Source organism: Acinetobacter sp. GN11 (assembly GCF_054823985.1).
In genome coordinates, this window is sequence record NZ_JRVL01000146.1 from 1 (window position 1) to 18,151 (window position 18,151).

Consider the following 18,151-nt stretch of genomic DNA (forward strand, 5'->3'; position numbering starts at 1 on the left):
AGAAGGCAAAAAATTATTGCACGAAATGATGAAAGAACGATGTGGTTTTGTTGATTTTAAAAGAAAGAATTGAGTTTCTAAAGCAGTCAAAGTGACTTTCCTAGTGATCAACTTATTTATATCCATTATTTTGTAATAGAGAATTAATCATCAATACGAATGTACTAAGGCTACTTTTTGATCTTGTATTAAGAAATTTATCGCCTTAATCGGTTTGTGACTTATGAGTGATTTGGTTATTTTTAAATAGGTTCTTAAAAATTTACAGGACGTGGGTTCTCATATGCTTTAGTGCCTTATTCCATATACTACAATATATTTAATTCCATTATTTTCGTTAAGTTGTGCTGATAATACTAAACAATACACAAATGACCCATGAGCTTTCACTGATAATATATAAGTAGGATTGGAGAGTCTTAAATACTTAAATCTAAATATTTCTAAGGCCAAGAATTAAAGCAATTAATAAGCAGCACAAAACCGTGAAAGAACAAAGAATAAATTTAATAGACTGAGACCTATACGTTACAGAACTCAGTCTAAAAAGCCGTTAAATCAAGCCAACTAACTTTTGGGCTCAGGTCATCTAAATGTTTTTTTAATATCAATCATTAGAACTTATAGCCCATTTTTAATCCATATGCGATGGCATGATTATCTTTAAACTCCGCAACATAATTTGGTGTATTAAATTGCGCACTAGTTTGTAAGTTGGCATCACCTAACCAGAAATATTTTACCCCACCTGAAATAAACGTTTGTGGTGTTGGGCTGAATTGAGCACCTAAGCCAAGATTCCAATATCCTTCTGTCGGCCCTAATGCAGTCACAAGATTACCTGCCCCAGAATCCCAACCTACAGAAATATTTCCTGTCCATTGGTCATTTAATTTACGGCCTATGCCAATATTTGCTGACCATTGGTCATCACTATAGGCAGCTAGATCAAATCCATTTGGTTTGCCAACAGAGGGCCCTGCGATTTCTGAAGCTACACCGAATGCATAAGGGCGGATTGTGAAATCTTTCCAGTTCACCCAGCGCGCATTTGCAAATGCAACTGTATTCGCCATGATACCTGTTTGAAAATCTAGATTAACAGATTGAGGCGTAGTAATTTTTGTTTGCTCCAAGCCATTATTCATATTAATAAAAGTGCCAATATTTTGCCCTAATGTTGCAATAGAGCTCTCATTAATTGTCATTTCATGATCAATTTCAGAGCGATAAGTAACAGATGCTTTTAATGCAATTTCTGGAATTTGATATGCAATACCAACTAACCAGCCAACACCGTCAGTTTCTTTAATGTTGAGATTATATCCACCAAAGCTGTTATTCCCACCAAATGCTAAGCCACGAAATTGAGCATCACCTTCAATTGTTTGGTAAACGGGACCTGCATAAAAATTAAAATTTTCATTTGGTTGGTAGCCAAGCAACATTGAAATACTTTGGGTTTTTACTTCAACTTCCAGTGACTCTGTACCATTGTGAAATAGTCCTAAGCCACCTGCCGCAACTGATGCTGTATCAGAAAGTGCATAAGTAACATCTGCGCCAAATGGTCGATCGTAAATTAAACCAAAAGAGAAGTTGTCTGTTACTTGTAGTTTCAGTGCAGCACTAGGGAAGTAATAATCATCCCCCATGTCACTAATATTTGTATTTTGTAAACCAATCACGCTTGGTGGAGTTGCATTTGGTGAATATTCATTACGCACTTTACCTGAAACGTTTGGATCTAATATAGAAATACCCGCTTCAAAGTAATTACCTGGTTGCAAGAATGCAGAGATAGACTGACCTGAGCGGTCTAGAGATGCAGCCAAGGTCTCCGTCATTGGTAAAGTTACTAAAATAATTACTGTACTGAATGTTTTAAATTTCATTTGTGTCTTTCCTTGAAGTGAAAATGTTTGTCGGACATTTTGTGTTTATGTTTCCTAGAGAATTTGGTTAATCGAAATGAAATCATTGCTCCTGTAGGTATGAGGTTAATCCACCATCTCATTCAGTGATTTTAAATTTTTGAAATTTCATATTAATAATCATTGGGTTGCCAGCCGCCACCCAGTGATTTATAAATTGCTACAGCAGCAAGGGCTGAATCGGTTTGTGCCTGTACTTTTCTATCTGTGAATTGCAAAGTATTTGAATCTGCTTGTAATACTTCTATTCGACTGTTAATTCCTTTTTGATAGGCAATTAAAGCGATTTTCTGTGCATGGTGTAGCGCATTTTCACCATCTTGAAGTGCTACGAGTTGTTCTTGTCTTTTAGATAAAGTTGATAATGAGTTCTCTACATCTTCCGCTGCATGTAAGACGGCCAATTGGTAGGCTGCAAGCTTTTCGGCTTCTTGTCCCTTAGCTAAGCGAATTTCTGCATTAATTCGACCAAAATCAAATAAACGCCAACGTAAGCCTAATAAGCCAGCAGCCTGATTGGCTCCACTTGAAAATAAGTTTCCACTTGCTGTGGTTGCGCTACCTATCAAACCGCCTAAAGAAACCTTTGGGTAATATTCTGCAATCGCACTGCCAATACGTGCATTTGAAGCTGCCAGTTGCCTTTCAGCAATGATGAGATCTGGTCGTCTACGTAAAAGATCGCGGGGTGTTCCTGTTTCTGTAATGTTAGGAATAACAGGAATTGGTTTTACTTCCGCTAGTTCAGCTCGGTGAGTTCCTGGTACGGTTCCAAGCATGACATCGAGTGCATTCATGGCAATGTCTAGATTCATTCCAAGTGCGGGAACTACAGCTTGAACTTGAGCAACATTCGCTTTAGCTTGTTTGACCTGAAATTCAGATGCCAATCCTTTGCTATATAAAAGTTGAATAATTGAAAGAAGTTTTTGTTGCGTTTGTAATTGTTGCTGGGCAATGTCTAATCGAGATTGTAATCCTCGAATATTAATATAAAGATTTGCTGTTTGCGCTGCGACCATTAAACGAACTGCTGATGCTCCTGCATTCGAAGCCTGATAGTTTGCTAGAGCACTTTCACGGTCTCTTCGAAGGCCTCCGAAAATATCTAATTCCCAAGTGGCACTTAGGTTTGCCTCATAAGAACTACCATGTCGGTCAAAATTAGGCATTGAATTTAAAACTTGCCCCAGTGGAGTTTCAATAGATTGGTAAGCTTTAGCTGCTTGCGCGTCAACAGTACCTATTGGGCGTAAAGAAGCATTGACTGCCGATAAGCCTGCTTGAGCTTGAGTCACACGGGTATATGCTTGGGTCAGATCCAGATTTTGTTTTAATGCTAATGTGACATATCGAGTAAGTTGAGGGTCATTAAAACTTTTCCACCATACTTCAATATCTGCTTTGGTTTCGTCACTTGGTGAGTTTAAGCGAGCGCCAAGATATTTCTCGGGTAGAGATATACTAGGACGTTTATAATTAGGACCTACGGTACAAGCAGCAAGAATGCTGGTGAGTATTGGTAGGAGAACGATAGATCTAGATAACATATTTTCCCCAAGGCGAGATTTTGAACAATGGCTTAATTGTGACTATAATACAATTTAGTCACTTGTTGTCAATATCAGGGGTCAAGAGTTAAACTACAACTTTCACACAAAGGTTTAAATTGAAAATATGAGTAAAGAAAAAAGTAGTTATCCTGTTTCAAAGCGAGGACCGGAAGATCATGAGGTAAGGGACCAAATCGTGGTTGCTGCTACAGAGCATTTCAGCCGCTATGGTTATGAGAAAACTACAGTTTCTGATCTTGCAAAATCTATAGGCTTTTCTAAAGCTTATATTTATAAATTTTTTGAATCTAAACAGGCAATTGGCGAGATGATTTGTGCCAATTGTTTGCGTGAAATTGAAGATGAAGTTAATGCTGCCATTCAAGAAGCTGAATATCCTGCTGAAAAATTGAGAGTGCTTTTTAAAGTAATTGTGGAAGGGAGCCTTCGTTTATTTTCTCAAGATCGTAAGCTCTATGAAATTGCAGTTTCTGCAGCCTCTGAGAAATGGGATGCTACGGTTGCTTATGAAAATCGAATTCTTAAAGTACTACAAAATATTATTCAAGAAGGTCGTCAAACTGGTGATTTTGAAAGAAAAACACCAATTGATGAAGCAGTTAAGGCTATTTATTTAGTTATGAGACCTTATCTACATCCATTACTTTTACAACATAGCATTTCATATAACGCTGATGCTCCAGTGTTGCTTTCTAGTCTTGTACTGAGAAGTTTATCGCCATAATAAATTTGTGACTATTGACTAAATTGGTCACTTGATTAAAAATGAGTCTCCTGATTAATTTCTTCAAGGGGGGGACTCTAATATGCGTTATCGTCGCCTTATTCCATTTGCTGCAATATATTTATTTCCTTTTTTCTTGCTAGGTTGTGCTGAAAATACACAATCTGACCCCCGTACTTCGGCACCATTAGTACGAGTCGCAACTGTGCAAGAAGAAATTACTTCTGACTCAAGAGCATTTACAGGCACGATAGGCGCACGGGTAGAAAGTGATCTTGGTTTTCGTGTCTCTGGCAAAGTAATCAAACGGTTTGTTGAAGCCGGTCAGACGGTAAAACGCGGACAGTTACTGATGCGTATTGATCCGGTTGATTTGGAACTTGCTGCCAAAGCTCAGCAAGAAGCTGTAGGCGCAGCTAAAGCACGTGCTGAACAAGCAGAAAAAGACGAAGCTCGATATCGTGATTTGCGTGGAAGTGGTGCTATATCTGCTTCCGCCTATGATCAGATTAAGGCAGCAGCAGATACGGCGAGAGCACAGCTAAGTTCGACGCAAGCTCAAGCTAAAGTCGCATTAAATGCCAGTCACTATGCTGACTTAACAGCCGATGGTGATGGCACAATTATGGAAACACTGGTTGAACCGGGGCAAGTTGTAAGCGCGGGTCAAACAGTAATTCGTTTAGCTCATTCTGGTCAAAGAGAAGCAGTTATTCAGCTTCCCGAGACTTTACGCCCTGCAATAGGCGCCATGGGTCAAGCCACACTATTTGGTAAAGAAAATATAAGTGTCCCAGCTAAACTTAGACAGTTATCGAATACAGCAGATCAGCTCACTCGTACTTTTGAAGCCCGTTTCGTCTTAGAAAGTGATTTAGCAAATGCTCCTTTAGGTTCAACGGTTACTGTACGTATTGCCAATCAAAATCAGATTTCACAACATTTTTTACAAGTGCCAGTCGGTTCCCTACTTGATAAGGGCAAGGGAGCTGGAGTCTGGGTAATTAATGGAAAAACTCAGAAAGTAACGTGGCGTCCCGTTGTTGTTAAACAGCTCGATGATGAATATGCCTATGTCACTGGCAATATTCAAAGTGGAGATCGAATTGTTGCTTTAGGTGCTCATTTGCTTCGAGAAGGTGAATTGGTACGTATTGCATCACAAGCGAGTCATCCTTCAGTTGAAAATGAAGGGGATCACTCATGAGTGAGAAAGGTTTTAACTTATCGGCCCTTGCTGTGCGTGAACGCGGCATTACACTATTCCTGATTTTTCTAATTTCAATTGCAGGCGTTGTTGCATTTTTTAAATTAGGTCGAGCTGAAGACCCAGCCTTTACAGTTAAGGTCATGACCATTGTGACTGCTTGGCCTGGTGCAACTGCACAAGAAATGCAAGATCAAGTCGCTGAAAAAATCGAAAAACGGATGCAAGAGCTGCGTTGGTATGATCGAACAGAAACCTATACAAGGCCTGGGCTAGCTTTTACGACACTAACCTTACTTGATAGCACACCTCCATCTCAAGTTCAGGAGGAGTTTTATCAAGCGAGGAAGAAAGCAAATGATGAAATGAGTAATTTACCTTCAGGGGTAATTGGGCCACTTGTTAATGATGAATATGCGGATGTGACCTTTACTTTATATGCTTTGAAGGCAAAAAATGAAGCACAAAGATTGTTGGTGCGTGATGCAGAAATAATTAGACAGCAGCTACTTCATGTCCCTGGGGTAAAAAAGGTCAATATTATTGGCGAGCAACCTGAACGTATCTATATTGAATTTTCACATGAGCGCTTGGCAACACTAGGCGTAAATCCACAAGATGTGTTTGCTGCACTTAATAATCAGAATGTACTTACTCCAGCTGGTTCTATTGAGACCAAAGGTCCTCAAGTTTTTGTCAGATTGGATGGTGCTTTTGATAAGTTACAAAAAATTCGAGACACACCTATAACTGCTCAAGGTCGCACCTTGAAATTATCAGATATTGCGACTGTTAAACGTGGTTATGAAGATCCTGCAACATTCATTATTCGTAATGATGGAGAACCTGCTTTATTGCTAGGTGTAGTCATGCGTGAAGGGTGGAATGGATTAGATCTTGGTAAAGCATTAGAGAACGAAGTTGGCTCAATCAATGAAGATTTACCCCTTGGTATCAGCTTAAATAAAGTGACCGATCAAGCGGTAAATATTAGCTCGTCGGTAAATGAGTTCATGATTAAGTTCTTTGCAGCATTACTTGTGGTGATGTTTGTAAGCTTTATCAGCATGGGATGGCGAGTTGGACTTGTTGTTGCTATGGCTGTACCGCTCACATTGGCTATTGTTTTTGTGGCGATGTTGGCAACGGGCAAAAACTTTGACCGAATTACACTGGGTTCTCTTATTCTTGCCTTAGGACTCTTGGTTGATGATGCCATTATTGCCATTGAAATGATGGTCGTCAAAATGGAGGAGGGCTTTAGTCGAATAGCTGCATCTGCTTATGCATGGAGCCATACCGCAGCACCTATGCTTTCTGGAACATTAGTCACCGCTGTTGGATTTATGCCAAATGGCTTTGCCCGATCTACGGCTGGTGAATATACCAGCAATATGTTTTGGATTGTCGGCATAGCCCTTATTGCTTCATGGATTGTTGCAGTTGTTTTTACACCTTATTTAGGTGTGAAAATGTTACCTGATTTTAAAAAAGTCGAAGGTGGACACCATGCAATTTATGACACACCCCGATATAACCGTTTCCGTCAAATTCTTGAACGTGTGATTGCGCGTAAATGGCTTGTTGCTGGTAGTGTTATCGGATTATTTGTTTTGGCAATAGGCGGAATGACATTGGTGAAAAAACAATTTTTTCCAATCTCTGACCGACCTGAAGTACTTGTTGAAGTACAAATGCCTTACGGTACATCGATTACGCAAACTAGCGCTACTACAGCCAAAGTTGAAGCTTGGTTATCTAAGCAAAATGAAGCAAAGATTGTGACATCGTATATTGGCCAAGGTGCCCCTCGGTTTTATTTATCCATGGGACCTGAGTTACCAGACCCATCCTTTGCCAAGATTGTGATACGAACTGACAACCAAGAAGAACGGGAAGCCTTAAAACATCGTTTAAGACAAGCTGTTTCGAATGGGCTTGCTTCTGAGGCGCAGGTACGTGTTACACAACTGGTCTTTGGACCATATTCACCCTATCCAGTGGCTTACCGTGTGACAGGGCCAGACCCAGAAAAATTGCGTGTAATTGCAGCTCAGGTTCAGCATGTTATGAATGCTAGCCCAATGATGAGAACTGTAAATACCGATTGGGGAACTCTTACACCAGCGCTTCATTTCACATTACAGCAAGATCGCCTACAAGCAGTTGGTCTCACCTCAGCTTCAGTGGCACAGCAACTACAATTTTTGTTAACAGGTATTCCGATAACATCTGTGCGCGAAGATATTCGTACAGTACAAGTTGTTGCTCGTTCTGCGGGTGATATAAGACTAGATCCAGCAAAAATTGGTGATTTCACACTCACTGGGGCAAATGGACAACGTATTCCTCTGTCACAAATTGGCAAGATTGAAGTGCGGATGGAAGAGTCTGTTATACGTCGTCGAGATCGCGTACCAACAATAACCGTTCGTGGAGATATTGCTGAAGGATTGCAACCACCTGATGTATCTACAGCAATCACCAAACAGCTTCAGTCAGTTATAAAAAATCTACCAAAGGGCTATCACATCGTTGAAGCGGGTTCTATTGAAGAGTCAGGTAAAGCCACTAAAGCCATGCTTCCTATTTTCCCGATCATGTTGGCAATGACTTTGCTCATTATCATTCTTCAGGTGAGATCTATAGCTGCAATGATTATGGTGTTTCTCACCAGCCCGTTGGGATTAATCGGTGTGGTACCGACGCTTCTATTATTCCAGCAGCCTTTTGGTATCAATGCCTTGGTTGGGTTGATTGCATTGTCTGGAATTTTAATGCGAAACACACTCATCTTGATTGGTCAAATTCAGCAAAACAAGCAAGCTGGACTCGATCCGTTGGATGCTGTTGTGGAAGCAACAGTACAACGTGCCAGACCCGTCATATTAACGGCTTTGGCAGCTATTTTGGCTTTTATTCCTCTGACTCATTCGGTGTTTTGGGGAACGCTAGCTTATACATTGATTGGTGGAACACTGGCTGGAACCATTTTAACTTTGGTTTTCTTGCCGGCTATGTACTCAATCTGGTTCAAAATCAGAGTCAAACCAACAGCTTAACTATCAGATTCTTAAGTTTAAAAATTATTCGGAGTTCATATGTCAAACTCACAAGTAGTGGTAATTACCGGTGTTTCATCAGGAATTGGTCAAGCCACAGCAGAAAAATTTGCTAAAAAAGGCCATAAAGTATTTGGAACAGTCAGAAATAAAGTCAAAGCCCAACCTATAGAAGGGGTTGAGCTCATTGAAATGGATGTGTCTGATGAGGACTCTGTCCAACTTGGGATTCATTCTATTATTGATAAGGCTGGGCGTATTGATATCTTAATTAATAATGCTGGGGCAAGCCTGACTGGGGCAATAGAAGAGACCTCTATAAAAGAAGCAGAATTTTTATTTAATACGAATGTATTTAGTATTCTCCGTACGATACAAGCGGTATTGCCATATATGCGAATACAACATTATGGAAGAATCATAAATATTAGCTCGGTATTGGGTTTTCTCCCTTCACCTTATATGGGGGTATATTCTGCAACTAAACATGCAGTTGAAGGATTATCCGAATCTTTAGATCACGAGCTTCGTCAATTTGGGATTCGCGTGACATTGGTGCAACCTTCTTTCACCAAAACCAATCTAGATAAAAACGCACCTGTAGTAAGTTCTAAAATTCCTGAATATGACAATGAACGTAATTTAGCTGCACAGGCCATATCGAATCAGATTAATCATGGATCCCAATCGGATGCTGTTGCAGATACGATCGTTACAGCGGCATTGAATGATTGGCAAATGCGTCGTACACCATCTGGACAAGCGTCTTTGTTAAGTAAGTTACGTCGTTTCATGCCAAGTGGCCCTGTTGATAAGAGCATTAGAAAGACTTTTGGGTTGAAATAACTTATTCATTATTTTTAATATTATAAAATCTAAGCATAAATTTTATGCTTAGATTTTATTACTTTGAGTCGCTATTTAATTTTTGATTTTTAAATTCTGCCCATTCAATAAGTGCTTCCATTGAAGGACCAAGTGCTAATCCTATTTCACTAAGCTCATATTCAACTTTAGGGGGAACTTGTGGATAAACAGTACGTTTAATAATCCCATCTTGTTCTAATTGTTTAAGCTGCTGAATCAACATTTTCTGATTAACACCTTCGATAAGTTTTTCTAATGCAGAGAAACGTAGGGGTTGTTTAGCTGCAAAAAGTTGACAAAGGATAATTATTTTCCATTTTCCTTCAATAGCTTTAAGGCTTCAGAGGTGATTTTTGCCCATACTATCCGCTGTTGAGGATCTTCACAATTCCAGTCACGTGCTGCTTTCATACTTACCTTTTAGGAATATACTTACTTTTTTGTGTGTACTTCCTATTATCTCAGCTTGTCTTTAAACTTAAAAGTGTTAACTGTATTAAATTTCTCAAAAGGCTGATATATGAAAATAGGTATTGTTGGAGTTGGTAATATTGGAAAGACCCTTGCACGTCTTTTAAAGGAAGCAGGTCATACTATATATGTTGCGAATTCTAGAGGTGTGGACGGGGTAAGAAAAATTGCGGATGAAATAAACGTAGAAGCAGTCGATATATATGGAGCTGTTAATTCTTCAGATGTTATTATTTTATCAATTCCTTTCCCAGCTATAAAAGAATTACCAACAGATTTATTTTACTCAGCAGCTACAGACAAAGTAATTATAGATACCAGTAATTATTATCCTGATTTCCGTGATCCGCATATTAAAGAAATTGATGATGGAATGACAGAAAGTGTTTGGGTATCCAAGCAGATTAATCGTCCTGTTATTAAAGCTTTTAATAATATTTTAGCTTATTCACTTGCAGAATTAGGCCAAGTTGAAGGAAGTAAAAATAGATTAGCGATAGCTGTTGCTGGAGATAGTGTACCTTCAAAAGATGTTGTTATGAGCCTTGTTAATGACATAGGTTTTGACCCTGTAGATGCCGGTAGTTTGGAGGATTCTTGGAGACAACAACCATGTACGCCAGCATATTGCTGTGATTATGATCAGCAAATGATGAGGAAAGGACTCGCTATTGCTCAAAAAGGAGAGGCCCAAAAAAAGCGTGATCGTTTACCTGAACTCTTCTCAAGCTTAGGGGCTAATCCAACGCATCAGGATATTGTTCAAATGAATCGAGATTTAAATCCAATACTCGATTAACTTTTAAAGATTATTTTCTAAAACTTAATTTTAAAAATATAAAGGGCTTATTTTTTATAATTATTAAATAAGCCTAATTGTTTGAATTAATAAAAATTCTCTATTTAATGGAGTCTGGTGGTAACTATCTAAGAATTAAAAATTTATTGGTGGTAAAGTTTTGAATAAATAAAGATTTTTTAAGAGGGCAGATTAATGCTTTTCGATTCATGATTCCATAAATTAAATATACATATTCTTGTGATGAACCAACTAATGCAAAAAGTTGATCTTGCTGATCAATACCAATAAGAATTTCATTGGTTAATTTTAACATATCAAAAGGTGAGGCGTTTTTCTTGGCCTCAACAGATATATTGAAATTTTCAAAAGTTTTCTTGATATCAAGTAATGAATAATAGAAATTTTGCTGATTTCGTTGAGCTTGCAAATAAACAGCAATACGTTCTATATCTATTGGTTTATTGTGTTTTGCAGCAACTGCTGAAGCAAGAATAAAAGAAATATTTGAAGCATTTGAGTCTATTGAGCCCACTTTAAGTTTAGAAATAGAACTCTGGATATTATCAGGTATATGTTTGACGGAAGCTGAGCACATATTTATTGACCTATAGACTGTGGTAGCTTGGGATGTATTCAGCCCTGCTAATAGTGGTATGAAAACCATGAGTTGTTTTAATTTAAGCGTCATATAAAAGCTTGTATAAAGTTTTTACTTAGCAAAACTTTAAGTTCCCGTAGCAGTTTTTGATGCCTATCTGTCCAGAGTCAATAGGATTAATAATTAACTCTCGACCCACTAATCCTCCTAATGCCTCGCCAAGTCCTACATCAATCCGCTGTTGTGTTTCGATATCCGTGAGTAAAACTTTAGGTAAGGAAAGCCACCATCCAGGTTGAGCAGCTACAGTATTTTCGAAGCTACCAGAACTTATTTTTTGCCACTGGATAGCTTGTTTTTGTAAGGATAGTGATGTGTCACTAGTAGGAATTGTTCCTGCTGCATCTTGGGCTAGTAAAATTTCATGGAAACCAGACAGAGGATAATCTTTTAATGTGGCATTACTGAGAGTTAAACCTAAAGGTAGATCTAAGATACCTAATAGTTTTAGTGGACCAGTTTTAGCGACTACATTATCCAGCGTTGCTGTTGTAGAGCGGTTAAGAATAAGCGGTTTGTTATAATCATTAATATGTGCTTCTGTAGTGATTAATCCATTTTCAATCACTACATTCTTCAGAACAGTATTCGTAAGTGTTAAATTCAAATCACCAGATAAAGAGTTAATTCCTCCTGTGTCATCAGCTAATGTTGTTAAATCTGTATTTGATCCCAATCCAAGTTTGCCTAATATGCCTAATGCCCCAAGTCGAAAGCCAACAATTTCTCGAGTAGAAGCACTGTCCGGCGATTTTATAGCAAACTCGATAAAAGGATTAGTAATAACGGCATCTGATCCTGCATAGCTACCATTTACGGGGAGGACACCTGCTAAACTAATATTTTCAATATCAATGTCACAACCTACTCCTTTAGTCCCACCGCAACCTAACTGTAAACTTTTAATATTTGCATTTAACTCTACTTGTGCTTCCATTCCGAGACGATAAAAACCTACATCTGTATTTGGATTACCATTTTGATTAGCTGCAATATTGGTTAGATTAAATAATGCTTGACCAGTTACACCAGATAAACTCTTATCATCTAAGAGGTTGAGTTCTGCTTTTACAAGTGAACTGACCAACATCAATGGTATTGTAAATAACAAAGCCTGTTTTATACTTCTAAAATTGTTCATATCAGTTCCTTTGCTTAAAGATGATTTAGCTCAAAGGAAAGTTTGCATTTCTTTATAAGCTCAATACTCTTTTGTTTTCATAGGCCTAGTATTATTAATGTCCTTTCCTAGGCAATATGGATATTTATAAGCAGCTCTATTGAACGGGAATTATGATTTGCTCTTTTGTGTGAATTAAACAACAATAAAGCATAATGTGTTCAGTGCACACATTATGCTTGTAATATGTGCGCGGTGTCAACATGTCTTCTATACAATCTCAAAAATCAAATTATCATCATGGAAATGTGCGTGAAGAATTATTAGATGCAGGATTAGCTCACCTAAAAAATAGTGATGCCGAGAGCCTTAGTTTTCGGGAAATGGCGAGACAAATTGGGGTAAGCGGAAATGCGGTATACCGGCATTTCGAAAATAAAGAGAGCTTTTTAGCAGCATTGGCAGCAAAAGGTTTTCAGCTCTTACAAGAGGAGCAAAGCCAAACGTTGCAAGATGCTAATTCTCAGCCAGAGGCGTTAAAATTATTTGGTTTAGCCTACATTAACTTTGCAAAAAATAATCGAAATCTCTTTGCATTGATGTTTAATCCTGACTTACAAAAGAATGAAGCACTTGAGTTAAAAGAGGCAGTGGGTAATACATATACTCAGTTACATCAATTAACTGCTTCAATATTGGGTGTGGATGAAAATGACGCTCAAGTTGAAGTATTAGCAATGTTGAGTTGTAGCCTTGTACATGGCCTATCTCATCTTTTATTAGAAGGGCGTTTGGCTGAATCAGAAGAAAAAGCGAATAATTTAGTCTTATTAATTATGAATTATGCTACGAGTTTGCTTACTGGAGCTGGCGTGGATAAGCATTAAAATATTAAATATAAATTTATTTTTGCCACCTAAAATTTCGGGGAGAAATGCCTTTCCAACGTTTAAAGGCTCTGGAAAATGCTGAAACTTCGGAATAGCCCAATTGAATGGCAACTTCTTCAACTGTTAAATTGGTGGTTTTGAGTAAGTCTTCGGCTAAGTCTTTACGAATGTCATCTATAAGCTGTTCATAGGTAACTCCTTCAATTGCGAGATGACGTTGTAATGTTCTGAGGTTGACCTGAAGATGGGCTGCCATTTCATCAATTCTGGGCATTTGTGAGGGTTGTTGGAGTAAAATATTTCTGACTTTTTGGCTATAGCTGCCTAGAGAACTTCTTCGTGTCCAAAGTTGTTGGCATTCTTCTTCATATCGTGCACGAATAAATGGGTCTGCTTGAGGTAATGGTAAATCAAGCAAACTGCTTTCAAAGATAATACAGCTACGTGGTTGATTAAACTGAATTGGATATCCCGTTAATTCGGGAAATTTATCGGCATACACAGGTGCAGGTAAGGCAATATTAATGCTCATTACAGGAAACTGTATAGGCAAGACATCTCGTTGAATTGATATAACAGTTATAAGATCTCTTTCAACCAGAAAACACGCTAAGTCATCAGGTAATTGACTATGATCAAAAATCAGTAATGTATATATATCTTCCTGAATAACTTCTAAATTGCAAAAAATGGAACTAAGTTGAAAGTATCGCATAGCAAAATGTAAAGCTTCTTTCATTGTCTGACTACTAAGAATGGCAAAACCCCATGCACCAAATGTGGTTGTATGGTGCCTTAGACCTGCTTCTATACTCAAGGGAAGTGTAGGATCTAGTAGTTTAAGTAAATTTCGAATAACTAAAAATTCTTGTTCTGCTTTTACCTCAAAGTTAGGTTGCGATAAATCATTCAAAGAAATATGCGTGTTTTCTATACAACTTTCAGGTGTTAAACCATGTTGCTGACCTATCATAAGCAATATGCGAATAGCACTGATACTGCGAGGAAAATCCCAATATAATTGTATAGACATGCTTTATGTGTCACGAAATGTCAAGTTTGGTAGTATAAAGTCATTCTGCTAATGTTCAAAACTTTATATCTTTTCGGATAGGATCAAATCCGATAGGGATATATAAAATGCTAAATAATAAAGACGGCAAGCACGAAAGTTTAACGGCAGCTTTAAAAACTTTATATGATCAAACTAAAGCAAAAGTTGGTGATGCAGACCTAGAACATATCAGAAATGTTGCCGCTTACTCTCAAGCGATTAAAGCGCGTAGTAATGAGTTGATCCAACAAGGTGGAAAACCTAATGCCATAATGCGTGGCGCGATATTAGGTGCATTGCATACATTACTTGAGTTTTCTGAACTTGGTCATAACATCATGCATGGTAGTTATGACCATTTGCCAAAAGCAGGTTCTTTCCATTCTGAACGTTGGGTTTGGAATTTTATGGTGGATCCTTATGAATGGCGTGTGATGCATCATCAAAATCACCATCCTTTTACTAATATCGTTGGCGTAGACCATGATTTGGGATATTCCTTTTTACGTATTAAGCCAGGTCAGCCATGGTATGGTCACCATACTTTGCAACTTCCACTGTTGTGGGTTTTATTATTAACAACACCTAACCTTGTATTTTCTCTTTTTACTGGCGCATCAGCTGCTAAAACAGAAGGGCGTAAAGTACTTAGTCGAACAACCATTGAACAAACCTTAAAACTGACAAAAAAATATATTGCCCAGCATTTTTGGAAAGATCCTCTTTCGGTTTCTCCTCATCGGATATTGCCGACATTTTTTGGAAATTATCTGAGTACAGTTTTGGGATATGATTTGACGGTTGCAGTTTTATTTCTGGAACACCATTCACCCAATGTTGAGTTATTTAGTGACCCGGGATTGAGTGAAACAGAAGAAGAGTATTTTCGCCGTCAAATTTTAGCAACAAGTAATTTTACGCCTTATGCCCAACTTGATAATTATTTTAAAACATTGTTGGAAGAGGAAGTTAAATTCGATAATCCACCTGCATTTGATGTGTTTTATGGCGGATTGGACACCCACTTAGAGCATCATTTATTTCCAGACCTACCATGTAATCGTCAAAGAGAAATCCAGCCCTTTGTTAAAGAAATCTGTTTGCAGCATGGCTTACCTTACAATGTTATGTCTCTTGAAGATGTTGTGCCAGATATGATGGTCAATGTACTCAAATTGGCGAGTCCTGTAGGCGAGCAAGAAAGAGGAAATTTTTTTAAAATACTAAAAAGTCCTAAGGAGTTATTACGTCGAGTCGTATATGGAGCCCAATATAAACTGCCAGATAATATGACGTATTTAAATAAGCCTCGTTTTTATAATGTACCTGTTAAGGTCCTTGCTGTTTTTCCGCAAGCAGGAAATCAGGCATTAATGATACGTTTTGAAAAACCTCAAGGATGGGAGGGCGTAACTTGGGAAGCTGGTGCATTTATTTCTGTACGGGTTGACGTCGAAGATGAAAGTCTGGTTCGACAATATAGTTTGTTAAGAGACAGTTACGAGGCAGATAATTGTTTGGAAATTGCCGTCAAACGTGTAGAGGGCGGACGTGTTTCAAATTATATCAATGATCATATTAAGAAAAATTCACATATGATTTTGGTAGGAGTACCGCAGGCCTCTCCCGATTTTATGATGAAAGAAGTACCTAAACAGATCGTTTTCCTTGCGGGTGGTGTTGGTATTACGCCAATTTTGAGTATGTTACGTAAGGCACGACGTGAAGCTCCACATAGCCAAGTTAGGTTACTTTATTTTAACCGTAATGAGAGATCTATTATTTTTGAACATGAATTACGTGAAGTTGCCAACTTATCTGGTTTTGATGTGCATTTTATATGTAATGAGATAGACCCTAATTATCCAATTTCAGGGCAAATGTATCAGGCGAAACTAAGTGCTGAATTACTAGCTAAAGTTGTTCCCGATATAACAGCACATGAAGTGTATGTTTGTGCTCCACCAGGATTTATTGCTGCCTCAAAATCTATGTTACTGGATTTAGGATTACCTGAAATACAATTTCATACAGAGAGTTTTACCCCTCCGGTAGTAGAGCACCCAACTGATGGTAAAGATCATGTTATCCACTTTGCACGGAGTGGTATTGAGATTGTGGTTGATGGCGGGACAACGCTATTAGAAGCTGCACGTTTGGCTGGCGTTAATATTCCATCGGGATGTGAAAGAGGGTTATGCCGTGCTTGTGTCTGTAATAAGCTACAAGGTGTTACTACTTTAGATCAATACAAGGCACAACCAGATTTACGAATTACCACCTGCAACAGTTTGCCTCGTTCGGATAAGTTGGTACTGGATATTTAACATCTTTGAATATGGAATTATTAATTTTTACTTTAAAGCTTAAGAGTTAATCACCACAATAATAAAAACCAGCGTATGGCTTGCTACGCTGGTTCCCAATATTGTTTAAACGAACTAACCTGAACGCTCAACTAACCAAGTACTTATTTCAGGCCAGACCGCTGTAGGTGCTTGGCTTCCTGAAACGACACCCATGTGTCCACCCGGTACGACCTCAAACGTTTTATCTTGGCTGCTAATTAAATCCATGAGTGGCTTAACAGCATCAGCGGTCACAATAATGTCCGTACTACCCCCCAGTGCTAACACTGAACATTCAATATCTTTTAGATAGGCTGTAAGTTCACCGAATTTCACTACACCGTTGGATAATTCATTATCAATCCAGAAACGAAGGATGATGTCGCGCATGACTCCACCGGGATAAGCCAGCATGTTATCGATAAATGAACTAGAAGTTGCGTGGTCAACAATAAATTTTCGGTTATCGAGATTTTTAAAAAGTTCCCAATACGTTTTTAGATTTCCAATCGGGTCTGTTAATTTAAAGCCTAAAGTGTTTTGCCAGCCATGAATATGAAATGCCTTACTTGGCACATGGTGGCGAATACGAAACGGCGTATGTTTGCGAACCCATTGGGCAGGTTTGGTTAAGCTGCCATAGAGTTTGCCCATATATCCAGCTTTATGCGTATCAATAGGAGAAGCTAAAATAATTAAGTTTTTAATATCTTTGTCTTTAAATAATGCGGTATAGCAGAGTGAAAGTGCACCGCCCAAACTCCAGCCATGTAAAGAAAGCTGTTGTTGACCACTGTGCAAGCGGACCTGCTTTAACATTTCAGGCATAAAGACTTTAATGTAGGTGCCGAAATTGTATTTTGCTTGGTGTCGGGTGGGTACGCCCCAGTCAATTAAATAGACATCAAAACCTTGTGCCAAAAAGAAACGGACAAAGCTGCGAGTAGGAAACAAATCATAAATGAGCATGTTGACTGCTAATGGCGGAACAATCACTAAAGGAACACGGTGTTTAGGTGTAAAGGTATTCGTCTCATTTCTATAATGCCGTAAGCTAATAATTTCATGCTTATAAATTACGTCAAAAGGTGTTTTTCCTGACAAGGCAATTTGAGGACCTCTAAAAAATAGATCCGATGCATTGATCAGCATGTGAGGTATTTTTTGACCAGCACGTGTCTGAAGAGATTTTTTAATGGACTGTAGCTGTGGAACGTTCTGTCGAACTTTAAGCAATAAACTCATTGAACATAAAACCTATAAAGATGTTGCCCAGAAAAATAACGAGCTGGTCTTTTAAGGATATTAAAGGGAATGAGAGCTAAGTTCAGTGACTTAAAAGACAGGATTTTTTGCTTAAGGTATCAAGGAGTAATTATTTTTAATTAACAATGTTTGATTTTAAGTGTTTGAAATTAAATAATTAAATTAATTATATTG

14 protein-coding genes are annotated in these 18,151 nt (G+C 38.2%); 7 read left to right on the forward strand and 7 right to left on the reverse strand.

Annotation, left to right across the window (positions count from 1 at the left end; all coding sequences use genetic code 11):
• Positions 1-614: 614 nt before the first annotated feature.
• On the reverse strand, positions 615-1,895 hold the full coding sequence (locus tag NL42_RS12645; RefSeq protein ID WP_461313007.1) for an OmpP1/FadL family transporter: 1,281 nt from the start codon (positions 1,893-1,895) through the stop codon (positions 615-617).
• Positions 1,896-2,047: 152 nt separating this feature from the next.
• Positions 2,048-3,484, reverse strand: coding sequence for an efflux transporter outer membrane subunit (locus NL42_RS12650; protein WP_461313008.1), 1,437 nt, complete (start codon positions 3,482-3,484; stop codon positions 2,048-2,050).
• A gap of 127 nt (positions 3,485-3,611) precedes the next feature.
• Between NL42_RS12650 and NL42_RS12655 the strand changes: the two genes are divergently transcribed.
• The 4 genes from NL42_RS12655 (at position 3,612) to NL42_RS12670 (ending at position 9,347) form a co-directional block, all read left to right on the forward strand.
• Positions 3,612-4,232 (forward strand): TetR/AcrR family transcriptional regulator, encoded by a 621-nt coding sequence (locus tag NL42_RS12655; RefSeq protein WP_004643418.1) that lies wholly within the window; start codon positions 3,612-3,614, stop codon positions 4,230-4,232.
• 82 nt (positions 4,233-4,314) lie between these two features.
• The gene (locus NL42_RS12660) at positions 4,315-5,439 is read left to right on the forward strand and encodes an efflux RND transporter periplasmic adaptor subunit (protein ID WP_461313009.1); all 1,125 of its coding nucleotides are present in this window, start codon (positions 4,315-4,317) and stop codon (positions 5,437-5,439) included.
• Positions 5,436-8,501 (forward strand): efflux RND transporter permease subunit, encoded by a 3,066-nt coding sequence (locus NL42_RS12665; RefSeq protein ID WP_461313010.1) that lies wholly within the window; start codon positions 5,436-5,438, stop codon positions 8,499-8,501. The genes NL42_RS12660 and NL42_RS12665 overlap by 4 nt, the downstream gene beginning before the upstream one ends.
• A 39-nt stretch (positions 8,502-8,540) precedes the next feature.
• Positions 8,541-9,347, forward strand: a complete 807-nt coding sequence (locus NL42_RS12670) for an oxidoreductase (RefSeq protein ID WP_017388018.1) — start codon at positions 8,541-8,543, stop codon at positions 9,345-9,347.
• A 58-nt stretch (positions 9,348-9,405) separates the two neighbouring features.
• Here NL42_RS12670 and NL42_RS12675 read toward each other — a convergent pair whose 3' ends face one another.
• Positions 9,406-9,696: a winged helix-turn-helix transcriptional regulator gene (locus NL42_RS12675; protein ID WP_461313014.1), complete on the reverse strand. Its 291-nt coding sequence runs from the start codon at positions 9,694-9,696 to the stop codon at positions 9,406-9,408.
• A 192-nt stretch (positions 9,697-9,888) separates the two neighbouring features.
• Between NL42_RS12675 and NL42_RS12680 the strand changes: the two genes are divergently transcribed.
• Positions 9,889-10,638: an NADPH-dependent F420 reductase gene (locus NL42_RS12680; RefSeq protein WP_205468818.1), complete on the forward strand. Its 750-nt coding sequence runs from the start codon at positions 9,889-9,891 to the stop codon at positions 10,636-10,638.
• Positions 10,639-10,762: 124 nt separating this feature from the next.
• Here NL42_RS12680 and NL42_RS12685 read toward each other — a convergent pair whose 3' ends face one another.
• Together NL42_RS12685 and NL42_RS12690 are read right to left on the reverse strand one after the other, a co-directional pair.
• Positions 10,763-11,236, reverse strand: a complete 474-nt coding sequence (locus NL42_RS12685; protein ID WP_017392012.1) for a hypothetical protein — start codon at positions 11,234-11,236, stop codon at positions 10,763-10,765.
• 118 nt (positions 11,237-11,354) lie between these two features.
• Complete coding sequence (locus NL42_RS12690; protein ID WP_461313011.1) at positions 11,355-12,440, reverse strand: hypothetical protein; 1,086 nt, start codon at positions 12,438-12,440, stop codon at positions 11,355-11,357.
• A gap of 242 nt (positions 12,441-12,682) precedes the next feature.
• On the opposite strand from NL42_RS12690, the gene NL42_RS12695 reads away from it, so the two are divergent.
• On the forward strand, positions 12,683-13,306 hold the full coding sequence (locus NL42_RS12695; RefSeq protein ID WP_013197273.1) for a TetR/AcrR family transcriptional regulator: 624 nt from the start codon (positions 12,683-12,685) through the stop codon (positions 13,304-13,306).
• 16 nt (positions 13,307-13,322) lie between these two features.
• Here the strand turns inward: NL42_RS12695 and NL42_RS12700 are convergent, their stop codons facing one another.
• Positions 13,323-14,342, reverse strand: coding sequence for an AraC family transcriptional regulator (locus tag NL42_RS12700; RefSeq protein ID WP_174748672.1), 1,020 nt, complete (start codon positions 14,340-14,342; stop codon positions 13,323-13,325).
• A gap of 107 nt (positions 14,343-14,449) precedes the next feature.
• Between NL42_RS12700 and NL42_RS12705 the strand changes: the two genes are divergently transcribed.
• Complete coding sequence (locus NL42_RS12705) at positions 14,450-16,690, forward strand: fatty acid desaturase (protein WP_461313012.1); 2,241 nt, start codon at positions 14,450-14,452, stop codon at positions 16,688-16,690.
• Between the two features lie 114 nt (positions 16,691-16,804).
• On the opposite strand, the gene NL42_RS12710 is transcribed toward NL42_RS12705, so the two are convergent.
• Positions 16,805-17,956: an alpha/beta fold hydrolase gene (locus NL42_RS12710; protein ID WP_461313013.1), complete on the reverse strand. Its 1,152-nt coding sequence runs from the start codon at positions 17,954-17,956 to the stop codon at positions 16,805-16,807.
• Positions 17,957-18,151: the final 195 nt, after the last annotated feature.